The following is a 19,755-nucleotide window of genomic DNA, read 5'->3' on the forward strand; positions in this document are numbered from 1 at the left end:
GATCACCTCCCGAACACCACGTCAGCCGTGGCCAGCTCGCCGGCCCGGGCGCTGACCCGCACCGCGACCGGCTCGTACACGCTGGTCACCACCGTGTAGTCGCCGCTGGGCAGCCCGGTCAGCCGGTAGCTGCCGTCCGGCCCGGTGACCGCGGTCGCCACCACCCGGCCGTCGCCGTCCAGCGCGGTCACGGTCGCGCCCGGCACCACCGGGCCGTCGGGCGCGGTGACCACGCCGTGCACCGCGGCCTGCGCCGGCAGCTCAAGGTCCACAGTGGACGGTCGGGTGGCCGAGACGCCCACCGGCTCGGCGGTCGGCTCGTAGCCGGGCGCGCTGGCGGTCAGCACGGCGTCGCCCTCGGGCAGCCCCTCGATCCGGTAGCGGCCGGTCTCGTCCGCCGCGACCTGGGCCAGGATCTGGCCGTCCACGTCACTGGCCAGGATCGCGGCCAGCGGCACCGGGATGCCGTCCGAGCGGACGATGCCGCTCACCAGGCCGCCGCCGGCCAGCTCGAAGTCCTGCTCGCCGGGCGTGCCGGTGATGGCGACCGTGCCGGCGGCCGGCCGGTAGCCGACGGCCGTGACGATCAGCGTGTACGTGCCGTTGCGCAGGTCGTTGAGCTCGTAGCGGCCCTCGGTGTCGACCGGCACCCGGTCCACCTGCGCCCCGTCGGGACCGGTGACCGTGATGACCGCGCCGCCGACCGCCGAGCCGCTGCGGGTGTGCACCCGCCCGCTGAAGACCACCTCGTTGACCGGCTCGACCAGCTCGACGTCACCGAAGGCGGCCTCGCCGGCCACCGCGGCCAGCTCCTCGCCCACCGGCTCCGGCTTGATCGCCGGGTTGCGCCGGCCGACCAGCCAGGAGGCCACCGCGGCGACGACACAGGCGATCACCGCGAACCAGAACACGACCTGCAGGCCCTCCTGGAACGGCCCGGAGATCAGGTTCGGGAAGAAGCTGCGGCCGGTCAGGAAGCTGGCCTTGTCGGTCGGCAGCTGCTGCAGCACCGGGCCCAGCAGCTGCTGGATCGGGTTGTAGCCGAGGAACGCCGCGAACAGCACGCCCACCGCCGGCAGCGAGGCGACCTGGTCGGCGGCGGCCTGCGGCACGCCGTTGGAGACCAGGCCGGAGGACAGCGTGCCGGGCAGGCTGGCCGACAGGCCGGCGATGATCAGGCTGAAGAAGATGCCGATGGACAGCACCATCGCCGAGTTCTGGAAGGTGGCGGTCATACCGGCCCCGACGCCGCGGGCGTTGGTGGGCAGGCTGTTCATCACGTCGGCCCGGTTGGGCGAGGAGAACAGGCCCATGCCCAGGCCGTTGACCAGCAGGATGACCGCGAAGACCCAGTAGTTGAAGTCGACCGGCAGCACGATCAGCGCGACGAAGCTGGCCGCGGTGATCAGCATGCCGCCGGTGGTGAAGGCGCGGGCGCCGAGGCGATCCGACAGCACGCCGGACAGCGGCGCGGACACCAGGAAGCCGACGGTCAGCGGCAGCATATAGATGCCGGCCCACAGCGGCGTGGACTCGAAGCTGTAGCCGTGCTGCGGCAGCCAGATGCCCTGCAGCCAGATGATCAGCACGAACTGCAGGCCGCCCCGGCCCAGCGAAGCCAGCAGGTTGGCCACGTTGCCCGCGGTGAACGCCCTGATCTTGAACAGGCTCAGGTTGAACAGCGGGTTGGCCACCTTGGTCTCGATGACACCGAAGGCCACCAGGACCAGCACACCGAAGATCAGCGAGCCGTACACCCAGGGGTTGCCCCAGCCCATGCTGGAGTCGCCGTAGGGCTGGATGCCGTAGGTGATGGCCACCAGCACGGTGATCAGGCCCACCGCGAAGGTGATGTTGCCCCACCAGTCCATCCTGGCCTTCTGGCGGATGCCGTTGTCGTGCAGCTTCAGGTACGCCCAGATGGTGCCGAAGACGCCGAACGGCGCGGACACGATGAAGACCAGGTGCCAGTCGACCGGGGCGAGCACGCCGCCGAGGACCAGGCCGAGGAAGGAGCCGGCGATCGCGGCCACGGCGTTGAGGCCGAGCGCGGTGCCGCGCTGGTTGGGCGGGAACGCATCGGTGAGGATGGCGCTGGAGTTGGCCATCAGGAACGCGCCGCCGACGCCCTGCACGATGCGCCAGCCGATCAGCCACAGGGCCGCGTTGGTGCCGTCGAACCAGGTCACGCTGAGCAGGACCGAGGAGATCGCGAAGATCGCGAAGCCCATGTTGTACATCTTGACCCGGCCGTACATGTCCCCCAGCCGGCCGAAGCTGACCACCAGCACCGCGGTGACGACGAGGAAGCCCATCATCATCCACAGCAGGTAGCTGGTGTTGTCCGGCGCCAGCGGGTTGATCCCGATGCCCTTGAAGATGTCCGGCAGCGCGATCAGCACGATGGACGAGTTGATGGTGGCCATCAACATGCCCAGCGTGGTGTTGGACAGCGCGATCCACTTGTACCGCGGCCCTAACGCTGCTGTGGTCCCGGTCGGCGCCTTGGCGTGTTGAGCCGTCGACACTGGTCCTCCCCTCGCATGGAACTTGCTTGACGTAGGCTAACCGATATTGTTGCTTCGCACAACTATCAACGGTCGGCCCGTCTTCCCATCCGAGGGGAGAATGTGCCTGGAGTCACACGAAATACCGGAACTCCGGGGAGTGCGGCCAGCCCGGGTCACCGGTCCTGGTGAACCGCGCCACCGAGTCCCCGAAGTCCACGGTCCGGGGCGTGTCCGGGTCGAGCATCGGGCTGTCCTTGAAGGCGTCGAACGTCCCGAACAGGTACGGCAGCTCGACACAGTGCGGGGCGCCCAGCGGGCCGGAACGGTCGAACCGGTAGGTGAATGCGGTGTTGCTGGCCTGGGCGATCGTGCTCACGCCGGCCTCGAAGAGGCTCTGCAGGCCCGGAAACGCCACCGCCTCGTCCTTCGTGAACCCGACCAGCACGTCCAGATTGGACAGATCGGCGTCCGGCCAGGCCTTCGGGTAGCCCGCGCCGCCCAGCACCGGATAGAACGCCGGCGCGCCCGGGGCATTGCCCGGCAGCTTCACCGCCGCGTCGAGCAGTTCCCGGGCCGGGGCGTCCCCGTCGACGTGCTCGAAGAAGGCCTTCGCGGTCCGCTCAGCCGTCTTCGGGTCCATCGGCGGCAGCCCCCAGGGGCCGCTTTCCAGGACCACCCGGTTGACGAGGTCCTTCGTCGCCGGATCGATCGCCAGGTAGAGGCTCGAATACGCGCCCGCCGACTGGCCGCCCACCGTGACCTGCTCCGGGTCGCCGCCGAAGGCCGCGATGTTGTCGTGCACCCACTCCAGGGCGGCCCTTTGATCCTGTGCGCCGAGGTTGTCCGTCCCCAGGTAGCCGAACGGGCCCAGGCGGTAGTTGATCGTGACCACCACGATGTCGTGCTTGGTGGCCAGCAGTCCGCCGTCGTACCAGTCCCAGCCGCCCGAGCCGCTGCTGAACCCGCCGCCGTGGATCCAGAACAACACCGGCTTCTTCGTCGCCGTGCCCGTCGTCCACACGTTCAGATTCAGGCAGCCGTCCTCCGCCCAGTCCGCGTCGTGGTCGCCCATGATGCGCGCCAGCCGGGACTGGAGCTGCGGGGCCGCCGGTCCGGGCTTGGTTGTTTCCTTCGTTCCGGTCCACTTGGGGTGCGGCGTCGGCGGCTGGAACCGCTTCGCCGTCGCGTACGGGATGCCCCGGAAGGCCGTTGTGGCGCCGGTGGTGATTCCCCTGACGATGCCGCTGGTGGTGTTCACGTCCATGGCTTCTGGTCTACGACTTCGCGGCACGGGTCGGGAGATTTGTGCAGGTCTTAGGACATTTTGTGGCCTAGAATCGCGAATGTGCGACAAGTTCTGGATGAGACGGAGCGCCGGATCGTGTCCGTGATCCTGGCGTCACCGCGGGCGTCGTGGCGGGCCGTCAGCGAGGAGCTCGGCATCTCCGAACGGACAGTCGTCCGCCGCGCGCTGCCCCTGTTCCAGGACGGGACCCTGCGGGCCACCGCCGTCCGCAACCCCATGCACTTCCCCGGCTACATCCCCATGGCGCTGCGCATCCGCTGCCGCCCCAACCGCATCCGCGCCGTCGCCGCCACCCTCGCCCGCCGCCCCGACACCGTCTCCGTCGACATCATCGGCGGCGGAGACGAGATCTGCGTTCTGTTCCAACTCATCGGCACCGAAGCCCGGAACCTGCTCCTGCTCCGCGACCTCCCCGCCACCGCCGCCGTCGAGTCATGGACCTCGTACACCATGCTCCGCGTCTTCCCCACCGCCTTCCTGTGGAACGGCAAACCCGTCAAGCCTTCTTTTGCTGCTTCCCAAGTTGTTCCCCCGACTCGGCACGACGTCGACGAGTCCCTGATCGGCGGTCTGGTCGCCGACGGCCGAGCCAGCTACACGGAGTTGGCCGCCCGCTGCGGCACCTCGGCTCTCACCGTGCGGCGTCGGGTGGATGCTCTGGTTCGAGGCTTGAGCCTTCGGCTAGCTGTACTGCCCGGGGAGGTTGTGAACGGGGCGACACCTAGACCGATGATCTTGGAATGAGGGAGGGCCTTCCGGTTCGGTGTGGATTGCGACATCTGCACCGACGACCGGAAGGCCCTCATGTCCCACCGTAACGCCCCGCTGTCCGAGACCGGCAGACTGCGCCTGGCCCGGTGCGTCGTGGATGACGGCTGGCCGCTGCGTCGGGCCGCTGACCGGTTCCAGGTCTCGGTGGCGACCGCGAAACGCTGGGCCGATCGCTACCGCGCCCACGGGCCAGCCGGGATGGCCGACCGGTCCAGCCGGCCCCGCACCAGCCCGCGCCGCACCCCCACCCGTACCGAACGGCGGATCATCAAAGTCCGGGTACTGCGCCGGTGGGGACCGGCCCGCATCGCCTTCCTGCTGGGCCTGAACCCGTCCACGGTGCACCGGGTGCTGAACCGCTACGGCCTGGCCCGGCTGACGCACCTGGACCGCGCCACCGGCCGGCCGGTCCGCCGCTACGAACACCCCGCCCCCGGCGACCTGGTCCACGTCGACATCAAGAAACTGGGCAACATCCCCGACGGCGGCGGCCACCAGGCCCACGGCCGACCGGCAGGCCGGCGCAACAGCTCCGCCCACCGCGACCCGAACCGCCCGCGCACGGTCGGCGGCCGCGCCAACCTGGGCTACTCCTACCTGCACAACGCCGTGGACGACCATTCCCGCCTGGCCTACACCGAGATCCTGCCCGACGAGACCAGGAACACCGCTGTCGCGTTCTGGGCGCGGGCGCAGACCTTCTTCCACAGCAACGGGATCACCATCGCGCGGGTGCTCACCGACAACGGGTCCTGCTACCGCTCACATCTGTGGCGCGACACCCTGGCCGCCGCCGGCGTCACCCACAAACGCACCCGCCCCTACCGGCCCCAGACCAACGGCAAGGTGGAGCGGTTCAACCGCACCCTGCTCGACGAATGGGCCTACGCCCGCCCCTACCGGTCCGAGACCGAACGCCGCGAGGCGCTGCCGCGGTGGCTGCACACCTACAATCACCACCGCGGCCACACCGCGCTCGCGGGTCTCCCACCCGCCAGCCGCGTTCCCAACCTCACGGGTCAGTACAGCTAGCCATCGAGGTCGACGTCGCTTTGCTTGGGGTGCATGGGGAAGCTTTGCTGTGGCTCAACGTCGCTCCCGGGGAGCTGGATGCGACGGGTGAGGCTTTGAGCCAGCATCCGGAGGTTCGGTTCGTCGCCGCTACCACTGGGCGGGCGAATCTGGTGGTGGCCGTTGCGGCGACGGATTTGGCTGCGCTGTATGAGTTTTTGACAGGGGGTGGGATGGATCGGAGCGTGGGGATCGAGGTGACGCCGATCCTGACGACGATGAAGAGGACGGGGCTGGTTCGAGCTGGGGTGTGAGGTCTTTCCTTCCACATAGCCGTTTCCCCCGCACAGCCCTTTCCTCGCACAGCCCTTTCCTCCGCACCCCCACACCATCCCTGCCCGTTCCCCGCACAGCCCCTTCCTCGCACGGCTCTTCCCTCCACCCTTAACCCATCCCTACCCTTCCCCGCACAGCCCTATCCCCCGCACCCCCACGCCATCCCTGCCCGTTCCCCTTCGCCGGGCCGTTTGCGCGGTTCAGGTGGATGGTTGGGGTGGGTGGCGCGGCGTCGGTTGAGTGGGTGGGCGCGTTTACAGAGGGCTTTGGACAGGAAAGGGGGTTGGGGCTTGGTTTGACTTGGCGGGTAACGGGTTGCTGGAAAGCGCTTTCCTGAAGGGAGGCTGAAGCGTCACGCTTTTGGGTATTCGTTGGAGGGTAAGGGAAATCGATCTTCTGTGGGCGGTAGAATGGGGGTATGACAGCGATCCTCGATGTGCCGGCCGACGCCGAGTGGTGGCGGCTGGACGAGGGGGCGCTGTGGGAGGCCGGGGAGCAGATCGAGGCTCGTCGTCGGGCCGACTATGTGCGGCAGGTTGATGTGGTGGCGGAGTTGCGGGGGCGCACGGGACGGTCGAAGGATGACCTGTCGGCGATCGTTGCTGGTCTGATGGCGAAGTGGCGGGTGACCCGGAGCGAGGCCAGGGATCTGGTCCGGCACGCGGAGTTGTTCCAGCGTGCGGGGGTTCGCCGGGCGGCGCACGAGGGGGTGCTGAGCAAGCAGCACCTGACCGTGATCGACAAGACACTGGCGGAAGCCCCGGAAGGTGATCGGGACCGGGTCGAGGCCGAGTTGGTGGAGAAGGCCGCCGGGTTTGACGGGGCGACGCTGCAAACGATGGGGCAGCGGATCCTGCAGCTGCTTGACCAGGACGGGAAAGCGCCGGATGACCGGGAGTTGGCGGAGCCGAAGCGCGAGTTGCACCTGGCCAGCCGGAAGGACGGGTCGGTGGTGTTTCGCGGGAAGGTGGATCCGGAGACGGGGGCCACGTGGGCGGCGTTGATCGACCCGTTGGCCAAGCCGACCTCGGCCGGCGACACCCGCACCACGGCGGAGCGGCAGGGTGACGCGTTGGCGGAGATCATCGAGATGGCCTCAGCGAGCGAGGACCTGCCGGAGGCGGGTGGGGAACGGCCGCATCTGGCGCTGACCATGTCCCTCAAGGACTTTCAGGAGCAGCGCGGCACCGGCGACGTCGAGGGCATGGGGCCGATGGACGCGGCCTCGGTACGGAGGATCGGCTGTGACAGCAAGGTGATGCGGGTGGTGCTGGGGGCCAAGTCGGAGCCGCTGGACATCGGCCGGGCGAGCCGGACGATACCGAACCAGATACGGCGGGCGCTGATCATCCGGGACAAAGGGTGCGCGTTCCCGGGGTGTCTGAGGAGACCCCGGCAATGTCACGCGCATCATGCGGTGCACTGGGCCCAGGGTGGGCCGACGAGCCTGGAGAATCTGGTTCTGGTGTGCGGAATGCATCACAGGCTGGTGCACCACAGCAGATGGACGGTGCGGGTGGTTGAGGGGCGGCCGCAGTTCACCGCCCCGGGCGACGAGGGCCGGGGGCGGCAGGGCGGCGCGGGAAAGCGCCGGTGACCGGGGACTCGGAGACCAACTTCAGCGGCTGGGCAAAGGAAAGGCCGGCGACGGGATGGGCCAGGGCGGCGGAGATCCACTCGGTGGTGGGGCCGTCCTGCCAACGGAGCTCGCCGGAGACGACCCGGGGCGGCAAAGGGAAAAGACAGGAGCGGCGAAGTAGGGAGCTGAGCAGAGGGGCCAGGGCGGGCGGGGAAGAAGGCGAAGCGAGGGCGGAGAAGTCGTCCATGAGGGCGGTCCAGCGCTCGGTGCCGACGCCGGCCAGGACGACGGTGGCGGGGCCGTGGGACAAAAAGACGTGCATGCCGATGGGGCGGGAGACGAGGCCGGGGACGCGGGCGTAGAGGGCCTGCACGAGCTCGGCGGCGACATCGGGCATGAGGGACAGGCGGATCTGGTCGGGGCGGGGCTGCACCATCCAGAAAACAGGGCGGGACAAGGTGGCGGCGGCGTCGAAGACGGCGGCCTCGAAGCTCTGCTGGGCGGAGTCGAGAGTATCGGGCAGGACCAGGCGGCGGACACGATCGGGGACGGGGCCAGGGAGATGGCCCAAGAGGTGGGAGAGCTCGACGGGGGTGAGATCGGCCAAGGCGCCGCCGACCTCGGGTTCGACGGCCCACGCGGGCTCGCCGGTGTAGGGGCGGCGCAGACGGGCGACACTGGAGACCAGCGGGGAATGACGGGGCATGGGGGCGTCCTGGAGGATGCGGGCCGCCCGGCTCGGCGTACGTCCGAAGAGGACGCGGTGGGCTATGAGCCAAAACCCTTTGGCGAGGAGCGCCACCAAAGCCGGGGACGTGACGCCGCTCGGCACCCGCGTGTGCCTTGCCACGCACTGTACCGCGCGACGCCGGCCCCGTCACCAAGGGTCACCCGGCTGCGCCGGCCTGGAAGGCCACGATGGCCAACTGGGTGCGGTTGTCCAGGCCCAACTTGGTCATGGCCCGACTGACATGCACCTTCACGGTGGCCTCGCTGACCGCCAGGCGAGCGGCGATCTCCGTGTTGCCGGCCCCGGTGGCGACGGCCAGCACAACCTCGCGCTCACGGTCGGTCAGAGTGTCCAAACGGGCCTGGGCGGCAGCCTGCTTGGCCACGGCCCCACCGGAATACCGAACGGCCATCCGACGCAGCACAGACGGGGCCAGCACGGCGTTGCCGGCGGCGACCATCTCCACACCACGGACCAGATCCCGCGGCGGAGTGTCCTTGAGCAGGAAGCCGGCGGCACCGGCGCCGAGCGCCTCATAGACGTACTCGTCGAGATCGAAGGTGGTCAGCAGCAGCACGGGCGGCGGAGAAGGCAAGGCACGCAGGCGATGGGTGACCGCAAGACCATCCACAGTGGGCATGCGGATGTCGGTGACGACGATGTCCGGCTGGAACTCCCGAACCAGCTCGACGGCGTCCACCCCGTCGTCGCGGTCGGCGACGACCTCGACCCGGCCGCTGCTCTCCAGGATCATCCTGATGCTCAGCCGCACCAGCTCCTCGTCCTCCAACAACACGGCCTTGATCACCGGGGCTCCTTCGGAAACGTGGCGGCCACCTCGAAACCGCCCTCGGGACGAGGCCCGGCGGACAAGGTGCCGCCGGACAGCACAACCCGTTCGCGCATGCCGATCAGGCCGAAACCGGACCGCGGCGCGGGCACAGTCAGCGGCCGGCCGGCGGTGTTGGCCACCCGCACCTCCAAGCGGCCGTCGAAGTCGTGCAGCGCGACCTCGATCTCCGCGCCGGGGGCGTGCTTTGCCGTGTTGGTAAGGGATTCGTGCAGCAGCCAGTACACGGCGCGAGCGGTGGAGCCGGGCACCTCGGGCAACGAGGCCGGCAGCTCGGCCCGCACGTGCTGGCCGGCGGCGGTGGCGTCGGTGATCAGGGAGCACGCGGCGGCCAAGGTGGGCTGCGGATGCTTCGGCGCGTCGACATCGCCGTCCTCCCGACGCAACACGCTGAGCATCTCCCGCAACTCCTCCATGGCGGCCGCGCCGTTCTGCCTTACCCCCTCGGCGAAATCGGCCAGTTCCTGGTTGGACGACAGGGAAGCCGCCCCCGCCTGCACGGTGAGCAGACTGACCCGATGGGCGACGACGTCGTGCAGCTCACGGGCGATCCGAGCCCGCTCGTCGGCGACGGCCTTGGTGGCCAGCAGGTCCCGCTGCTGCTCGGCCTGGACGGCCCGCTCCCGCAGGCTGGCGAGCAGCTTCTGGCGCTGCCACACCCACAGGCCGATCAGCAGCGGGAAGCCGATCAGCACGGTCTGCGGCAGCAGCGCGAGCAGGACGGTGCCGTAGTCCAGGTCGGGGCCCCAGCTCAGGTGGAAGCCGGGCCGCCATGGCCCCACCATCACGAGCACCGCGCCAGCCATGATCAACCAGGTGTCGCGGCGGTTGCCCCGCCTCGCGCCGAGCGAGTAGACGGCGAACAGCAGCGGGATGTACGCGCCGTCCAGAACCACGAGAACCGTGGCCGCCAGCACGACCGCGCGCGGGAACCGGCTGCGCACGGCCAGCGCGGCGGAGCCGGCGATCGCCAGCGCGGTCGCCACCGGGCCGTCCGAGAGCAGCCCGAACGGGATCTTGTGCGCCTGGTCGACAGTGACCCAACAGACCAGGGCGGCGATCACCGTGTCCCGGGCGATCACGCCCCACGGACTGTCCAACCAGGACCAGAGCTTCCTCACCCCGAGAACCCTAGGCGTCGCGGCGGCGCAGCGTCACCCAGCTCGCCGCCAGGAACGCCACAGCCAGCGCCAGCAGCGCCGACGGCGCGGACCACTTGTCGGTGGTGATCAGCCGGGCGGCCGAGAAGAACGGGATCAGCGACTGGTCGATGTGGCCAGCCAGCATCAGCGTCTCGATGATGGTCGGAAAGCCGATCATGGCGACCAGCGCGATCACCGAGTTGCGGCTGACAGCGGCGATGCCGAGCCCGAGCAGGCAGCTGAGCACGGTGAACACGACGGTACCGAGCAGGGCGTGGCCGATGGCAGCGCCGTCGGTGAACAACGCGCCGGCAGCAGCCTCGGCCAGCAGGGTGGCGGCGATGAGGGCGACACCGGAGGCAACGCCGAACAGCGCGGTCACGATCGCCTTGGCGCCGAGGATCAGGGCCGGCGTGCGCAGGGTCAGCGTGGTGGTGACGATCGTTCGGAACCGGTACTCATGGCCGAACGCGCCCACGCCGACGGCGATCGAGGGCAGCACGGCCAGCACCAGGAACACGCCGGTGAAGGCGTTGTCGAACCGGGTCTCCAGGGGCATGTCCCGGTGCGTGGCCCAGATCAGGGCGAACAGGAACTGGATCACCGGCCCGGTCGCGAACAGCACCCACGTGCTGCGCAGTGAGCGGAGTCGGACGAACTCGTAGCGAATGGCGTCGAGCATCGGGTCAGGCCCTCCCACGGTACTGCGCGGCGCCGGCGGTGGCGGTGAAGAACGCGTCTTCGAGGCTGCTGTGGCGGACGGTCAGCTCACGCAGCACGATGCCGGCGCGCATGGCGATGGTGGCGATGGCGTCGGTGTCCTGGGTCGCGACGACGAGCGCGCCGTCGGGCTGCGGCGCGACGGCGAAGCCGGCCCGGCTCAGCAGGTCGGCCAGCATGCCGGGGTCGGCCGGGCGGACCAGCACCTCGGGCCGGGAGTTGCGGGCGACGAAGGCGTCGACCGACTCGGCGGCGACCAGCCGGCCCTGCCCGATCACGACCAGGGCGTCGGCCAGCACGGCCATCTCGTTGAGCAGGTGCGAGGACACGAACACGGTGCGGCCCTCGGCGGCCAGGCCCTTGAGCAGGTCACGCAGCCAGCGCACGCCCTCCGGGTCCAGGCCGTTGGCCGGCTCGTCCAGCATCAGCGCCCGCGGATCGCCCAGCAGGGCCCCGGCCAGGCCGAGCCGCTGCGACATGCCGAGGCTGAAGCCGCCGGCCCGGCGATTGGCCACCTCCAGCAGGCCGACCCGGTCCAGCGCCTGGTCGACCCGGGCGGCGGGCAGGCCGGCGCCGGCGGCGATCATGCGTAGGTGGGCGCGGGCGGTGCGGCCCGGGTGCACGGCGCGGGCGTCCAGCAGCACGCCGACGGTGCGGGCTGGGTACGCCAGCTCGCCGTAGCCGCGGCCGTCGAACTCGGTGCGGCCGGCGCCGTGGTCCAGGCCCAGCATCAGCCGCATGGTGGTGGACTTGCCGGCCCCGTTCGGGCCGAGGAACCCGGTCACCACGCCGGGCTGCACGGTGAACGACAGGTCGTCCACCGCCGTCACCGATCCATAGCGCTTGGTCAGTCCCCGCGCGACGATCATCCGCTCACAACCTCGCGGTCCGGCCGCGGCCCGGATGGCCGCGGCTCCCGTGGCCACAAAGATCGCCCGAGCGGGCGTGCCACGTCGTCACCACGAGGTCGAGTTCGGGATACGACAAAAGGTGTAGGCACAAACCTGCGGATGCCCCGGGCTTGGGGCATCCGCAGGCGACACAGCGCTCGTCCCCACCGGCGCGGCCGGTCCTCCGCGGGGAACGGTCGCCGTGCGTCAGAAGTACGTGATGTCCCAGTGGTTGCCCTCGTCGCAGTACAGGTTGCCGGCCGCGGACTTCCACTGCGGGTAACCGTCGCCGCGCAGGCCGATGTAGCTGAAGCTGTTGTGCACGTAGTTGTCGATGCACGTGTTGTGGGAGATGTCCACCTTGTAGCCGTTGTAGTGGCTGTAGGTGCCGGCGGCGTGGCCGACCTCGGTGCCGCCGGTGATGTTGATGGCGCAGGTGCTGGCCCGCTTGAGCGTGATCACGCCGTTCACCGTGCTGTCGTTGATCTGGTCGAACGACGTGCAGTGGGAGTTGCTGCGGGTGGTGCAGTTGCCGCTGGAGGACCAGGTGATGCCGGCCGCGCTCAGCTGCGAGGCGGCCTGGGCCTGGGTCAGCTTGGTCACGGCCGGTGCGGCGGCGGCCATGCCGGCGCCGGCGAGCAGGGACCCGGCCACGGCCGCGGCGACTAAAACGGCTTTCATGAGCACACTCCTCCAGTGCGAACAGGGGTGCCCAGTCAAACCACCCCCGTTAAAGACCCGCTAAACGCCGCGAGTCCCGCTCTCAGGCAGCTGAAAAGCGGTTTTTCGACTGCCTGAGAGCGGGACTCGCAGGGGTTCAGGTGGTGGCGAGGCGGCGGAGGGTGCGGCGGGCCTCGGTCTGCCAGGAGGTGAAGCCCAGGGCGGTGAACAGGCGCAGGGACTCGCGGACGGCCCGGCGGCCGGCGGTGGGGTCGCCGGCGTGGTGGCGGAGTTGTCCCAGGCCCAGCAGGGCATACGCGCGGCCGCGGCGGTCGTCGATGCCCTCGAACGCGGCGAGGCTGGCGGTGAGCAGGTCGGCGGCGCGGTCGTCCTGGCCGCGGCGGCGGTGCCACTCCCCCAGCGACCGCAGGGCGTAGGCGGTGGCGTGCTCGTGCCCGGACTCCTCGAACATCTCCAGGGCCCGGGTCAGTTGGTCCTGGGCGTCGGACAGCTCGCCGAGGCTGCGCAGCACGTGCGCCTCCCAGTGCCGGTCGGCCAGCCGCACGCTGGCCGAGAGGGCGGCCTCCAGCAGCGCACCGGCCCGGTCGTGATCACCGTTGCGCCGCAGCACATCGGCCAACTGCTTGCCGGCGTGGGCCTCGCGGCGGCGGTCACCGAGAGCCCGGGCCAGGCGGAGGCTGTCCTCGAAGCAACAGGTGGCGGCCTGGGGCCGGCCGCGGTCGGACAGCAGGGTGCCGAGCTGTCGCAGCACGTCGGCCTGCCCGACCTGGTCGTCGACCCGACGCAGCATGGTCAGGCCATCCTCCAGCGCGACCTGGGCGCGCTCGATGTCGCCGCGCTCGACGTCGATGTCGGCCTGGGCGGCCAGTACTCTCGCCAGCGCGCGCTGGTCGTCGAGGCTGGTGAAGATGCGGCACGCCATGTCGTAGTAGACCCGGGCCCGGGCGGCCCGGCCGCGGGTCTCCCAGTGCAGGTCGCCGAGCCGGCACAGGCTGACGGCCTCGGCCCGGCGATCCCCGGTGTGCCGGGCCGAGACCAGGCCGATGACCTCGATGCGCCGGTCGCCGGGATTGGCCGTGCAGACCTCGGCCAGCCGCCCGGCCATGGCCCACCGCCCGAGCCGGTGGGCCAGCCGCACCAGGCAGCGCAGCATGCCGGCTTCGGCGGCCCGCCAGGCCAGCGGATCGGCCTCGGCCCGGCGCACCACTGCCGGGTCGGCCACCTTCTCGGCCGGGGTTATGGGAAAGCGGCCCACCGGCAGCTTGCGGTCGGCGCGGACCGAAACGTCCAAATAGGACTTGAGCAACCTGTCCAGGGCGTCCGAACGGGACGGCTCCTCGGCCAGCAGCCGCTCGTAGCCGAAGACGCGGATCAGCTCGTGCGGGCGATAACGCAGCTGCCCCAGGCGATCCCGCCCGACCACCGCCACCAGCTGGGCCTCGACCAGGTCGGCCAGCGCCTCGGCGGCGTCGACGCCGAGCAGGACGGTCATGGCCCACTCCGGCAGGTCAACCGAGTCGAACCAGCCCAGCAACCGCAACAGCTTGCGCGGCAACGGATCGCACGAGGAGTAGCCGAGCTCGACGCCGGCCCGCACGTCCAGGTCGCCAACCTTCAGCTCGGCCAGGCGACGACGCTCGTCGGCCAACCGCTCAGTTAATTCCCGCACCAATGAGTACTTGGCCGACGCGAGCTTCGCCCCGGCGACGCGCACGGCCAGCGGCAGATGCCCGCACAGCCGGGCCAGTTCCCGAGCGGATTCCGGTTCCGCCGCCACACGATCCGCGCCGGCGACGGCCGAGAGCAGCGCCACCGACTCCGTCTCGGACAGCGGGCCGACCTCGGTGACAACCGCGCCCTCCAACCCGGACAGCCGGCTTCGAGACGTCACGATCACCGCACATCCCGGGCCGCCGGGCAGCAGGGGCCGAACGTCGGCCTCGCACGAAGCGTCGTCCAGAACCACCAGAATCCGACGATCGGCGGTCACGCTGCGGAACAACTGCTGTCGCTCCAACAGACCGAACGGCACCTCACAGCCGAGACCGGACAGGAACGACCCCAGCACCTCGGCTGTCTCCACTCCGCCCAACTGGGCGAACAACTGGCCGTCGGGAAACGCACAACGCCGATCGTGGGCGACACGAACCGCCAACGCGGTCTTGCCAATCCCAGATTGTCCACACAGGACGGTCAACGGACCGTCCGGAACTTCTGGCTGTCCAACGAAGTCAGGCACCACTGGCGGCAGCTGGGCAGTCCGGCACGCCGTCCGCGGCAGCTCCCACGCCGACGGATCCGTGACCAGCCGCCGCAACACGGGCCCGGGATCGGCCTCGACGAAGGCGGCCAGCCGGTCGAACACCTCGGCCGCCTCAGCCGCCCGTCCGGCCATGTGCAGGGCCGCCATCAGCGAACCGGCCAACACCTCCTGGCCGGGATCGCGGGCCAGCAGCACGGTCAGCTCGGCGATCACGTCGTGGCAGCGGCCGGCGGCCAGGTCGATCCGCACCCGACTGTCCACAGTCGATAATCGAAGCTCCTCCAGCCAACGGGCGTGCGCGGACAGCACCGGCCCACAGGCCACGTCCGGCAGGGCGTCCCCGCGCCACCGGCCCAGCGCCGCGGCCAGCAGCTCCCGCGCCGGCCCGAGCCGCCCGGCGGCCAGCAGCTCGCGGCCGCGCCGCGCCTCGGCCACGAACTCCGACTGGTCGAACTCACAACCGTCAAGCGTCAACAAATAGCCCGACGGCCCGGTGCGGATCGCGTCGGCCGGCAACACCTTGCGCAGCTTGGACACCGCGACCTGGACGATCACCCGCGCGCTGCGGGGCGTCTGCGCGGGCCACAGCTCGTCGACGATGGTGCTCAGCGACACCCAGCAGCCGGCGTTGGCCAGCAGCAGCGCCAGGACCGTGCGCTGCTGCGGCGTGCGGGGCGTGACCAGGCGGCCGGTGCGGGTGACCTCCAGAGGTCCGAGGATCCCGTACCGCACGGCCGCACCTGCCTTCAGTGTGTGGCGCTGACCTGGGGCGGAGCGGTCAGGCGGGCCAACAGTACCTGCTCGATGACCGTGACCAGGACGTCTTTGACGGATTCGCGGTCGCGGGCGTCGCAGGCGATCAGCGGGATGGCCTCGTCCACGCCCAGCGCCTCGCGCACCTCGTCCAGGTCGAACTCCTGCTGCCCCGGGAAGTGGTTGACGGCCACGATGAACGGGGTGTCCCGGCGCTCGAAGTAGTCCAGCACCGGATAGCAGTCCTCGATCCGGCCGGTGTCGACCAGGATGACCGCGCCCAGCGCGCCCTCGACCAGGTCGTCCCACATGAACACGAACCGGTCCTGGCCGGGCGTGCCGAACAGGTACAGGATCAGCGAGGAGTCCAGGGTGATGCGGCCGAAGTCCAGCGCCACCGTGGTGGTGTGCTTGTCGGACCGGCTGCCCGGGTCGTCGACGCCGACCGACTTCTCGGTCATGGCCGCCTCGGTGACCAGCGGCTCGATCTCCGAGATGGCCCCGATCAGGGTGGTCTTGCCGACGCCGAAGCCGCCACTGATGACGATCTTCACCGACGTCGGCCCGTGTTCAGAGCGCCCGGACAAGGTCCCTGATCCTCTCGATGGTGGAGACGGCGAGTTCGGTCGCCTGGTGCACGGTCACGTGCCCGGCGGCCATCAGGTCGCCGATGACGACCTTGGCCACGCCCAGCGGCACGTGCAGCGTGGCGGCGACCTCGGCGACCGAACGCGGTTGCTGGCACAGCCGGACCACGGTCTGCAGCTCGAACCGCAGCGGCGCGGTCAGCGCCGCACGGTTGGCCACGACCAGCGTCTCGATGCGCAGGTCGTCGCGCAGCGGCATGGTCCGCCCGCCGGTCACGATGAACGGCCGGACGAACGACTCCTTGGCCTCGGCCGGCGGCTCCGGCTCGGCCGGCTGGACCGGGGTCGCCGGGGAGAACCAGGACGGGGCCTGGTTCATCTGGATCATCCGCGGATCCGGCATGCGCGGCTGCTCACCGCTCATCGCCGCAGCGTCTCTCTCAACTCGGTGATCAGCGACGGCGTGAGCAGCGCGCCGGCCCGGTCGGCCAGCACGGCGATCTCGTAGCCCACCAGGCCGATGTCGCACTTGCTGTCGGCGATCACGCCCACGCAGCTGCCGTCGTCGATGGCCGAGACCAGCAGGAAGCCCCGCTTCATCTCGATCATGATCAGCTTCAGGCCGTCGAACTCGTAGTTGCGCGACGCGCTCTTGGCCAGGCTGGACAGACCCGACACCAGCGCCGCCAACCGGTCTGCCGCGGTCCGGTCCAAGCCCTCGGACATGGCGATCAGCAGGCCGTCGGAGGACACCGCCACCGCGTCGCGGACCCCGTCGGTGCCCCGGACGAAGTTGGCCAGCAACCAGTTGAACGTGTGCGGGTCGGCGTGCTGCACCTCGGCGGTCACCGGTGCTCCTCCTGGGTGGTGTTGACTCGTGCGGGCAGCGGTCCGCGCTCACCGCGCTGGTGACCCGTTCGGAAGCTGGACAGCATCGAACGGACCTCGTCGGGCGAACGCTTCTCGACTGCGGTCGGCGGCCGGCTGGACGCGGCCGGCCGGGACTGGGGTTCCTCGGACGTACGGCTCCGGTTCCGTTTCACCAGGCCGTTCTTGGTGCGCTGGGCCGGCGCGTCGCCGCCGGCGGACGCCGACGCGGGCGAAACCGCCGGCACGGACGGGGTCGGCTGCGCGGGCACGACCGGAACGACCGGCGGCGTGACCGGCGTGCCGGCCAGACGCTCCTGCCTGGTGCGCACCGGGTTCGGCGGCTGCGCCTGGTGCTGCGCCGGCCGCTGCGGCTGCGGCGCGGGCCGCTCGGTCACGGTCATCGGCTGGACCCCCTCCGCCCGCACCGGCGGGATTTCGCCGACGCCGGTCGAGGCCAGGGCCGGGGCCTCCGGCTCCGCGCTCGGCCACTTGATCTCGGCCTGCTTCGGCGTCTCCGGCTTGTTCTCGGCCAGGATCTCCGGCGGCAGCAGCAGCCGGGCCACGATGCCGCTGACCGGGGACACGGTCAGCTCGACCTCGATGCCCAGCCGCTGGGCCAGCCGGCCGACCACGTAGTGGCCGAGGAAGCGGGTCGGCGCGACGATGAAGTCCTCCTCGCCGCGCAGCCGGGCGTTGGCCTTGGCCAGCTGGTCCTTGGCCATGCCGACGCCGTGGTCGACGACCGCGAGCATGTAGCCGGTGGCGATGCGCCGGCCGTAGATCTCGACCTCCAGGTCGGGCGGCGAGAAGGCCAGGCCGTTCTCGATCAGTTCGGCCAGCATGTGGGCCAGTTCGCTGACCACCGCGCCGGCGATCAGCGCCTCGTCCACGCGGCGCAGCACCACCCGGCGGTAGTCCTCGACCTCGGACAGGCCGGCCCGGATCACGTCGGACAGCGACAGCGGCTCGGCCCAGCGCCGCGGGCTGGTCTCGCCGACCAGCACCAGCAGGCTCTCGGCGTTGCGGCGCATGCGGGTGGCCAGGTGGTCCAGCTCGAACAGGTTGCCCAGCGCCGACGGGTCGAGCTCCTCCTGCTCGAACTCGCTGATGAAGTTCAGCTGGCGGCGCACCAGGTTCTGGTTGCGCCGGCCCAGGTTGGCCAGCGACTCGGTGGTGTTGCGGCGGACCAGCGCCTGCTCGGAGGCCAGCTCGAAGGCGGTGGTCTGGACGCGGTCCAGCGCCTGGGCCACGGAGGCGATCTCGGCGCCGGCCTTGGGCGGCGTGCGCACCGGCTGCGGCGGTTCCGGCTCGACCTCGCCGGGCTGGTGCCAGGCGGCGACCGAGGCCGGCAGGCGGCGGGTCGCCACGTCGTCGGCCTCGGTGGCCAGCGCGGCCAGCGGGCGGACGATGGAGCGGATGCTGCTGATCACCAGCAGCACCTCGGCCGCCACCGCGAGCAGGGCCAGCGCGAGGAAGACGGCGAGCGTGGTGCTGGCCTGGCCCTGGAGGTCCTGGGCGCGGGCGGTCAGGTCGCTGCCGACCGTCTGCTGCACCTTGCGCTCGGAGTCGATGACCGCGGTCATCTGGTTCCACCAGGTGACCGAGTCGGTCTGGGTCTCGATCGGGCCCTTGGTGGAGGCGACGGCAACGGCCTCGGAGGCGGCGGCCTTGGTGGCGTTGTCGGAACGCAGCGCGGTGTCCAGCGCGGCCTGCTGCGGCTGCGTGGCGTAGCGGGCGTACTCGGTCAGGCCGGCCTGCTTGCTGGCCCGGATCTCGGTGAAGTGGATGTACTCGCCGGCGCCGAACTTGTTGGCCGCGAACACACCGTTGAGGAATCCTCGCTCCTGGCCGGTGTACTCCTTGGCGTCGGCCAGCGCGTACAGCGCTTGCAGCCCACGGCGCAGCTGCGGGTCCTGTGCCTGGTCGAGCCCCAGCTGCAAGCCGTTCAGCGCGGCGATGCCGTCGGTGTAGTACTGGAACGTCGCGTTGCGGTCGGCCCGGCCGGCGTCGACGCTCTCGCGGGTCGAGGTCAGGCCGGACAGGTGGGACAGCGCGTCGCGCACCTGGGAGACGCCGGGCGCGGAGTCGTCGGCCAGGGCCTGGTTCAACGCGGCCTGGGCCTTGTCGGTGGCGGTGCGCTGGGTGATCACCGTCTGCTGGAACCGGGTCTCACCGCCGAGCATGCCGTTGGTCAGACCGCGCTCGCGCTGGACCTCGTGCACGAAGTCCTGGACCTTCAGCGCCAGCGAGACCGAGCTCACGGTGTCGCCGGCGGCCAGGTACGAGCCGACCTGGCCGGCGATGGTCACGCCGAGCAGCGCCAACACCAGGACCAGAGAGAACACCAGGATGCGGGCCAGCCGGCCCCGAATGGTGCCGGGTCTGACCAGTGTCGCCAGCCCGCCGGATGCCGGGCCATCGACCTCACCGATGGCCGGCCGGTGCCGTGCGCTCACCACGTGCTCCTGTCCTTGAAACGCGCATGCGGGAACTTCAAAACGCACCCTCAACGCCGCGAATGCGCCAACCAGCCCCAGTAGCAGCGAAGCTTTCACATCGCGACAAGCACTGTCAATACCGCGAACGGACTAGCGGCATCACATAGTCACGTGGGAAATGTCAAATGGCCCACCGGCTACCCGCCGACTGGCTCCGGAATCACAAATCCAGCTCAAGTGAACGTTTTCATCAGCCACCTCACAGCCACTTTTCCGGCGCTGTGCGGTCGTGCTAGCTTGCCTCCCGGTGTTTGCGCC

17 protein-coding genes are annotated in these 19,755 nt (G+C 70.4%); 4 read left to right on the forward strand and 13 right to left on the reverse strand.

Going from position 1 to position 19,755, the window contains the following annotated elements; translation table 11 throughout:
• Positions 1-2: 2 nt before the first annotated feature.
• Entirely contained in the window at positions 3-2,432 is a 2,430-nt protein-coding gene (locus JJ691_RS28220) for an MFS transporter (RefSeq protein ID WP_211771773.1), read from the reverse strand.
• A 208-nt stretch (positions 2,433-2,640) separates the two neighbouring features.
• Positions 2,641-3,774: a carboxylesterase family protein gene (locus JJ691_RS28225; protein WP_211762642.1), complete on the reverse strand. Its 1,134-nt coding sequence runs from the start codon at positions 3,772-3,774 to the stop codon at positions 2,641-2,643.
• 81 nt (positions 3,775-3,855) lie between these two features.
• On the opposite strand from JJ691_RS28225, the gene JJ691_RS28230 reads away from it, so the two are divergent.
• From JJ691_RS28230 to JJ691_RS28245, 4 genes are all read left to right on the forward strand, one after another.
• Positions 3,856-4,560: an AsnC family transcriptional regulator gene (locus tag JJ691_RS28230; RefSeq protein WP_211762643.1), complete on the forward strand. Its 705-nt coding sequence runs from the start codon at positions 3,856-3,858 to the stop codon at positions 4,558-4,560.
• A 60-nt stretch (positions 4,561-4,620) separates the two neighbouring features.
• A complete protein-coding gene (locus tag JJ691_RS28235; protein ID WP_211762644.1) occupies positions 4,621-5,619 on the forward strand; it encodes an IS481 family transposase in 999 nt (332 codons plus the stop codon).
• Between the two features lie 44 nt (positions 5,620-5,663).
• Positions 5,664-5,912: an Lrp/AsnC ligand binding domain-containing protein gene (locus JJ691_RS52505; protein ID WP_249227066.1), complete on the forward strand. Its 249-nt coding sequence runs from the start codon at positions 5,664-5,666 to the stop codon at positions 5,910-5,912.
• Between the two features lie 440 nt (positions 5,913-6,352).
• Entirely contained in the window at positions 6,353-7,531 is a 1,179-nt protein-coding gene (locus JJ691_RS28245) for an HNH endonuclease signature motif containing protein (RefSeq protein ID WP_211762646.1), read from the forward strand.
• Here JJ691_RS28245 and JJ691_RS28250 read toward each other — a convergent pair.
• The 11 genes from JJ691_RS28250 to JJ691_RS28300 form a co-directional block, all read right to left on the reverse strand.
• Positions 7,473-8,219 (reverse strand): hypothetical protein, encoded by a 747-nt coding sequence (locus JJ691_RS28250; protein ID WP_211762647.1) that lies wholly within the window; start codon positions 8,217-8,219, stop codon positions 7,473-7,475. The two genes, JJ691_RS28245 and JJ691_RS28250, sit on opposite strands and share 59 nt — an antisense overlap.
• Before the next feature lie 181 nt (positions 8,220-8,400).
• A complete protein-coding gene (locus JJ691_RS28255) occupies positions 8,401-9,051 on the reverse strand; it encodes a response regulator transcription factor (protein ID WP_211762648.1) in 651 nt (216 codons plus the stop codon).
• Positions 9,048-10,214 carry a sensor histidine kinase gene (locus JJ691_RS28260; protein WP_211762649.1) on the reverse strand — a complete coding sequence of 389 codons (1,167 nt, stop codon included), beginning with the start codon at positions 10,212-10,214 and terminating at the stop codon, positions 9,048-9,050. The genes JJ691_RS28255 and JJ691_RS28260 overlap by 4 nt, the downstream gene beginning before the upstream one ends.
• 10 nt (positions 10,215-10,224) lie before the next feature.
• The gene (locus JJ691_RS28265; RefSeq protein ID WP_211762650.1) at positions 10,225-10,917 is read right to left on the reverse strand and encodes an ABC transporter permease; all 693 of its coding nucleotides are present in this window, start codon (positions 10,915-10,917) and stop codon (positions 10,225-10,227) included.
• A 4-nt stretch (positions 10,918-10,921) separates the two neighbouring features.
• Positions 10,922-11,824 (reverse strand): ATP-binding cassette domain-containing protein, encoded by a 903-nt coding sequence (locus tag JJ691_RS28270; protein ID WP_211762651.1) that lies wholly within the window; start codon positions 11,822-11,824, stop codon positions 10,922-10,924.
• A gap of 228 nt (positions 11,825-12,052) precedes the next feature.
• Positions 12,053-12,526: a hypothetical protein gene (locus JJ691_RS28275; RefSeq protein ID WP_249227067.1), complete on the reverse strand. Its 474-nt coding sequence runs from the start codon at positions 12,524-12,526 to the stop codon at positions 12,053-12,055.
• Between the two features lie 136 nt (positions 12,527-12,662).
• On the reverse strand, positions 12,663-15,521 hold the full coding sequence (locus JJ691_RS28280) for an AfsR/SARP family transcriptional regulator (RefSeq protein WP_211762653.1): 2,859 nt from the start codon (positions 15,519-15,521) through the stop codon (positions 12,663-12,665).
• 14 nt (positions 15,522-15,535) lie between these two features.
• A complete protein-coding gene (locus tag JJ691_RS28285) occupies positions 15,536-16,129 on the reverse strand; it encodes a GTP-binding protein (RefSeq protein WP_211762654.1) in 594 nt (197 codons plus the stop codon).
• Entirely contained in the window at positions 16,113-16,553 is a 441-nt protein-coding gene (locus JJ691_RS28290; RefSeq protein WP_211762655.1) for a DUF742 domain-containing protein, read from the reverse strand. The genes JJ691_RS28285 and JJ691_RS28290 overlap by 17 nt, the downstream gene beginning before the upstream one ends.
• Positions 16,550-16,978 (reverse strand): roadblock/LC7 domain-containing protein, encoded by a 429-nt coding sequence (locus JJ691_RS28295; RefSeq protein ID WP_249227068.1) that lies wholly within the window; start codon positions 16,976-16,978, stop codon positions 16,550-16,552. Before JJ691_RS28295 ends, JJ691_RS28290 begins: the two co-directional genes overlap by 4 nt.
• Positions 16,975-19,455, reverse strand: coding sequence for a sensor histidine kinase (locus tag JJ691_RS28300; RefSeq protein ID WP_211762656.1), 2,481 nt, complete (start codon positions 19,453-19,455; stop codon positions 16,975-16,977). The genes JJ691_RS28295 and JJ691_RS28300 overlap by 4 nt, the downstream gene beginning before the upstream one ends.
• Between the last annotated feature and the right edge of the window lie 300 nt (positions 19,456-19,755).

Origin of the sequence: Kutzneria sp. CA-103260 (genome assembly GCF_018263855.1) — a bacterium.
Lineage (GTDB): Bacteria > Actinomycetota > Actinomycetes > Mycobacteriales > Pseudonocardiaceae > Kutzneria.

Coding starts and splice junctions, on each gene's coding strand:
- JJ691_RS28250 (WP_211762647.1), bottom strand. CDS start 8,219: ATGCCCCGTCATTCCCCGCTGGTCTCCAGTGTCGCCCGTCTGCGCCGC.
- JJ691_RS28235 (WP_211762644.1), top strand. CDS start 4,621: ATGTCCCACCGTAACGCCCCGCTGTCCGAGACCGGCAGACTGCGCCTG.
- JJ691_RS28290 (WP_211762655.1), bottom strand. CDS start 16,553: ATGAGCGGTGAGCAGCCGCGCATGCCGGATCCGCGGATGATCCAGATG.
- JJ691_RS28225 (WP_211762642.1), bottom strand. CDS start 3,774: ATGGACGTGAACACCACCAGCGGCATCGTCAGGGGAATCACCACCGGC.
- JJ691_RS28275 (WP_249227067.1), bottom strand. CDS start 12,526: ATGAAAGCCGTTTTAGTCGCCGCGGCCGTGGCCGGGTCCCTGCTCGCC.
- JJ691_RS28270 (WP_211762651.1), bottom strand. CDS start 11,824: ATGATCGTCGCGCGGGGACTGACCAAGCGCTATGGATCGGTGACGGCG.
- JJ691_RS28220 (WP_211771773.1), bottom strand. CDS start 2,432: ATGTTGATGGCCACCATCAACTCGTCCATCGTGCTGATCGCGCTGCCG.
- JJ691_RS28245 (WP_211762646.1), top strand. CDS start 6,353: ATGACAGCGATCCTCGATGTGCCGGCCGACGCCGAGTGGTGGCGGCTG.
- JJ691_RS28265 (WP_211762650.1), bottom strand. CDS start 10,917: ATGCTCGACGCCATTCGCTACGAGTTCGTCCGACTCCGCTCACTGCGC.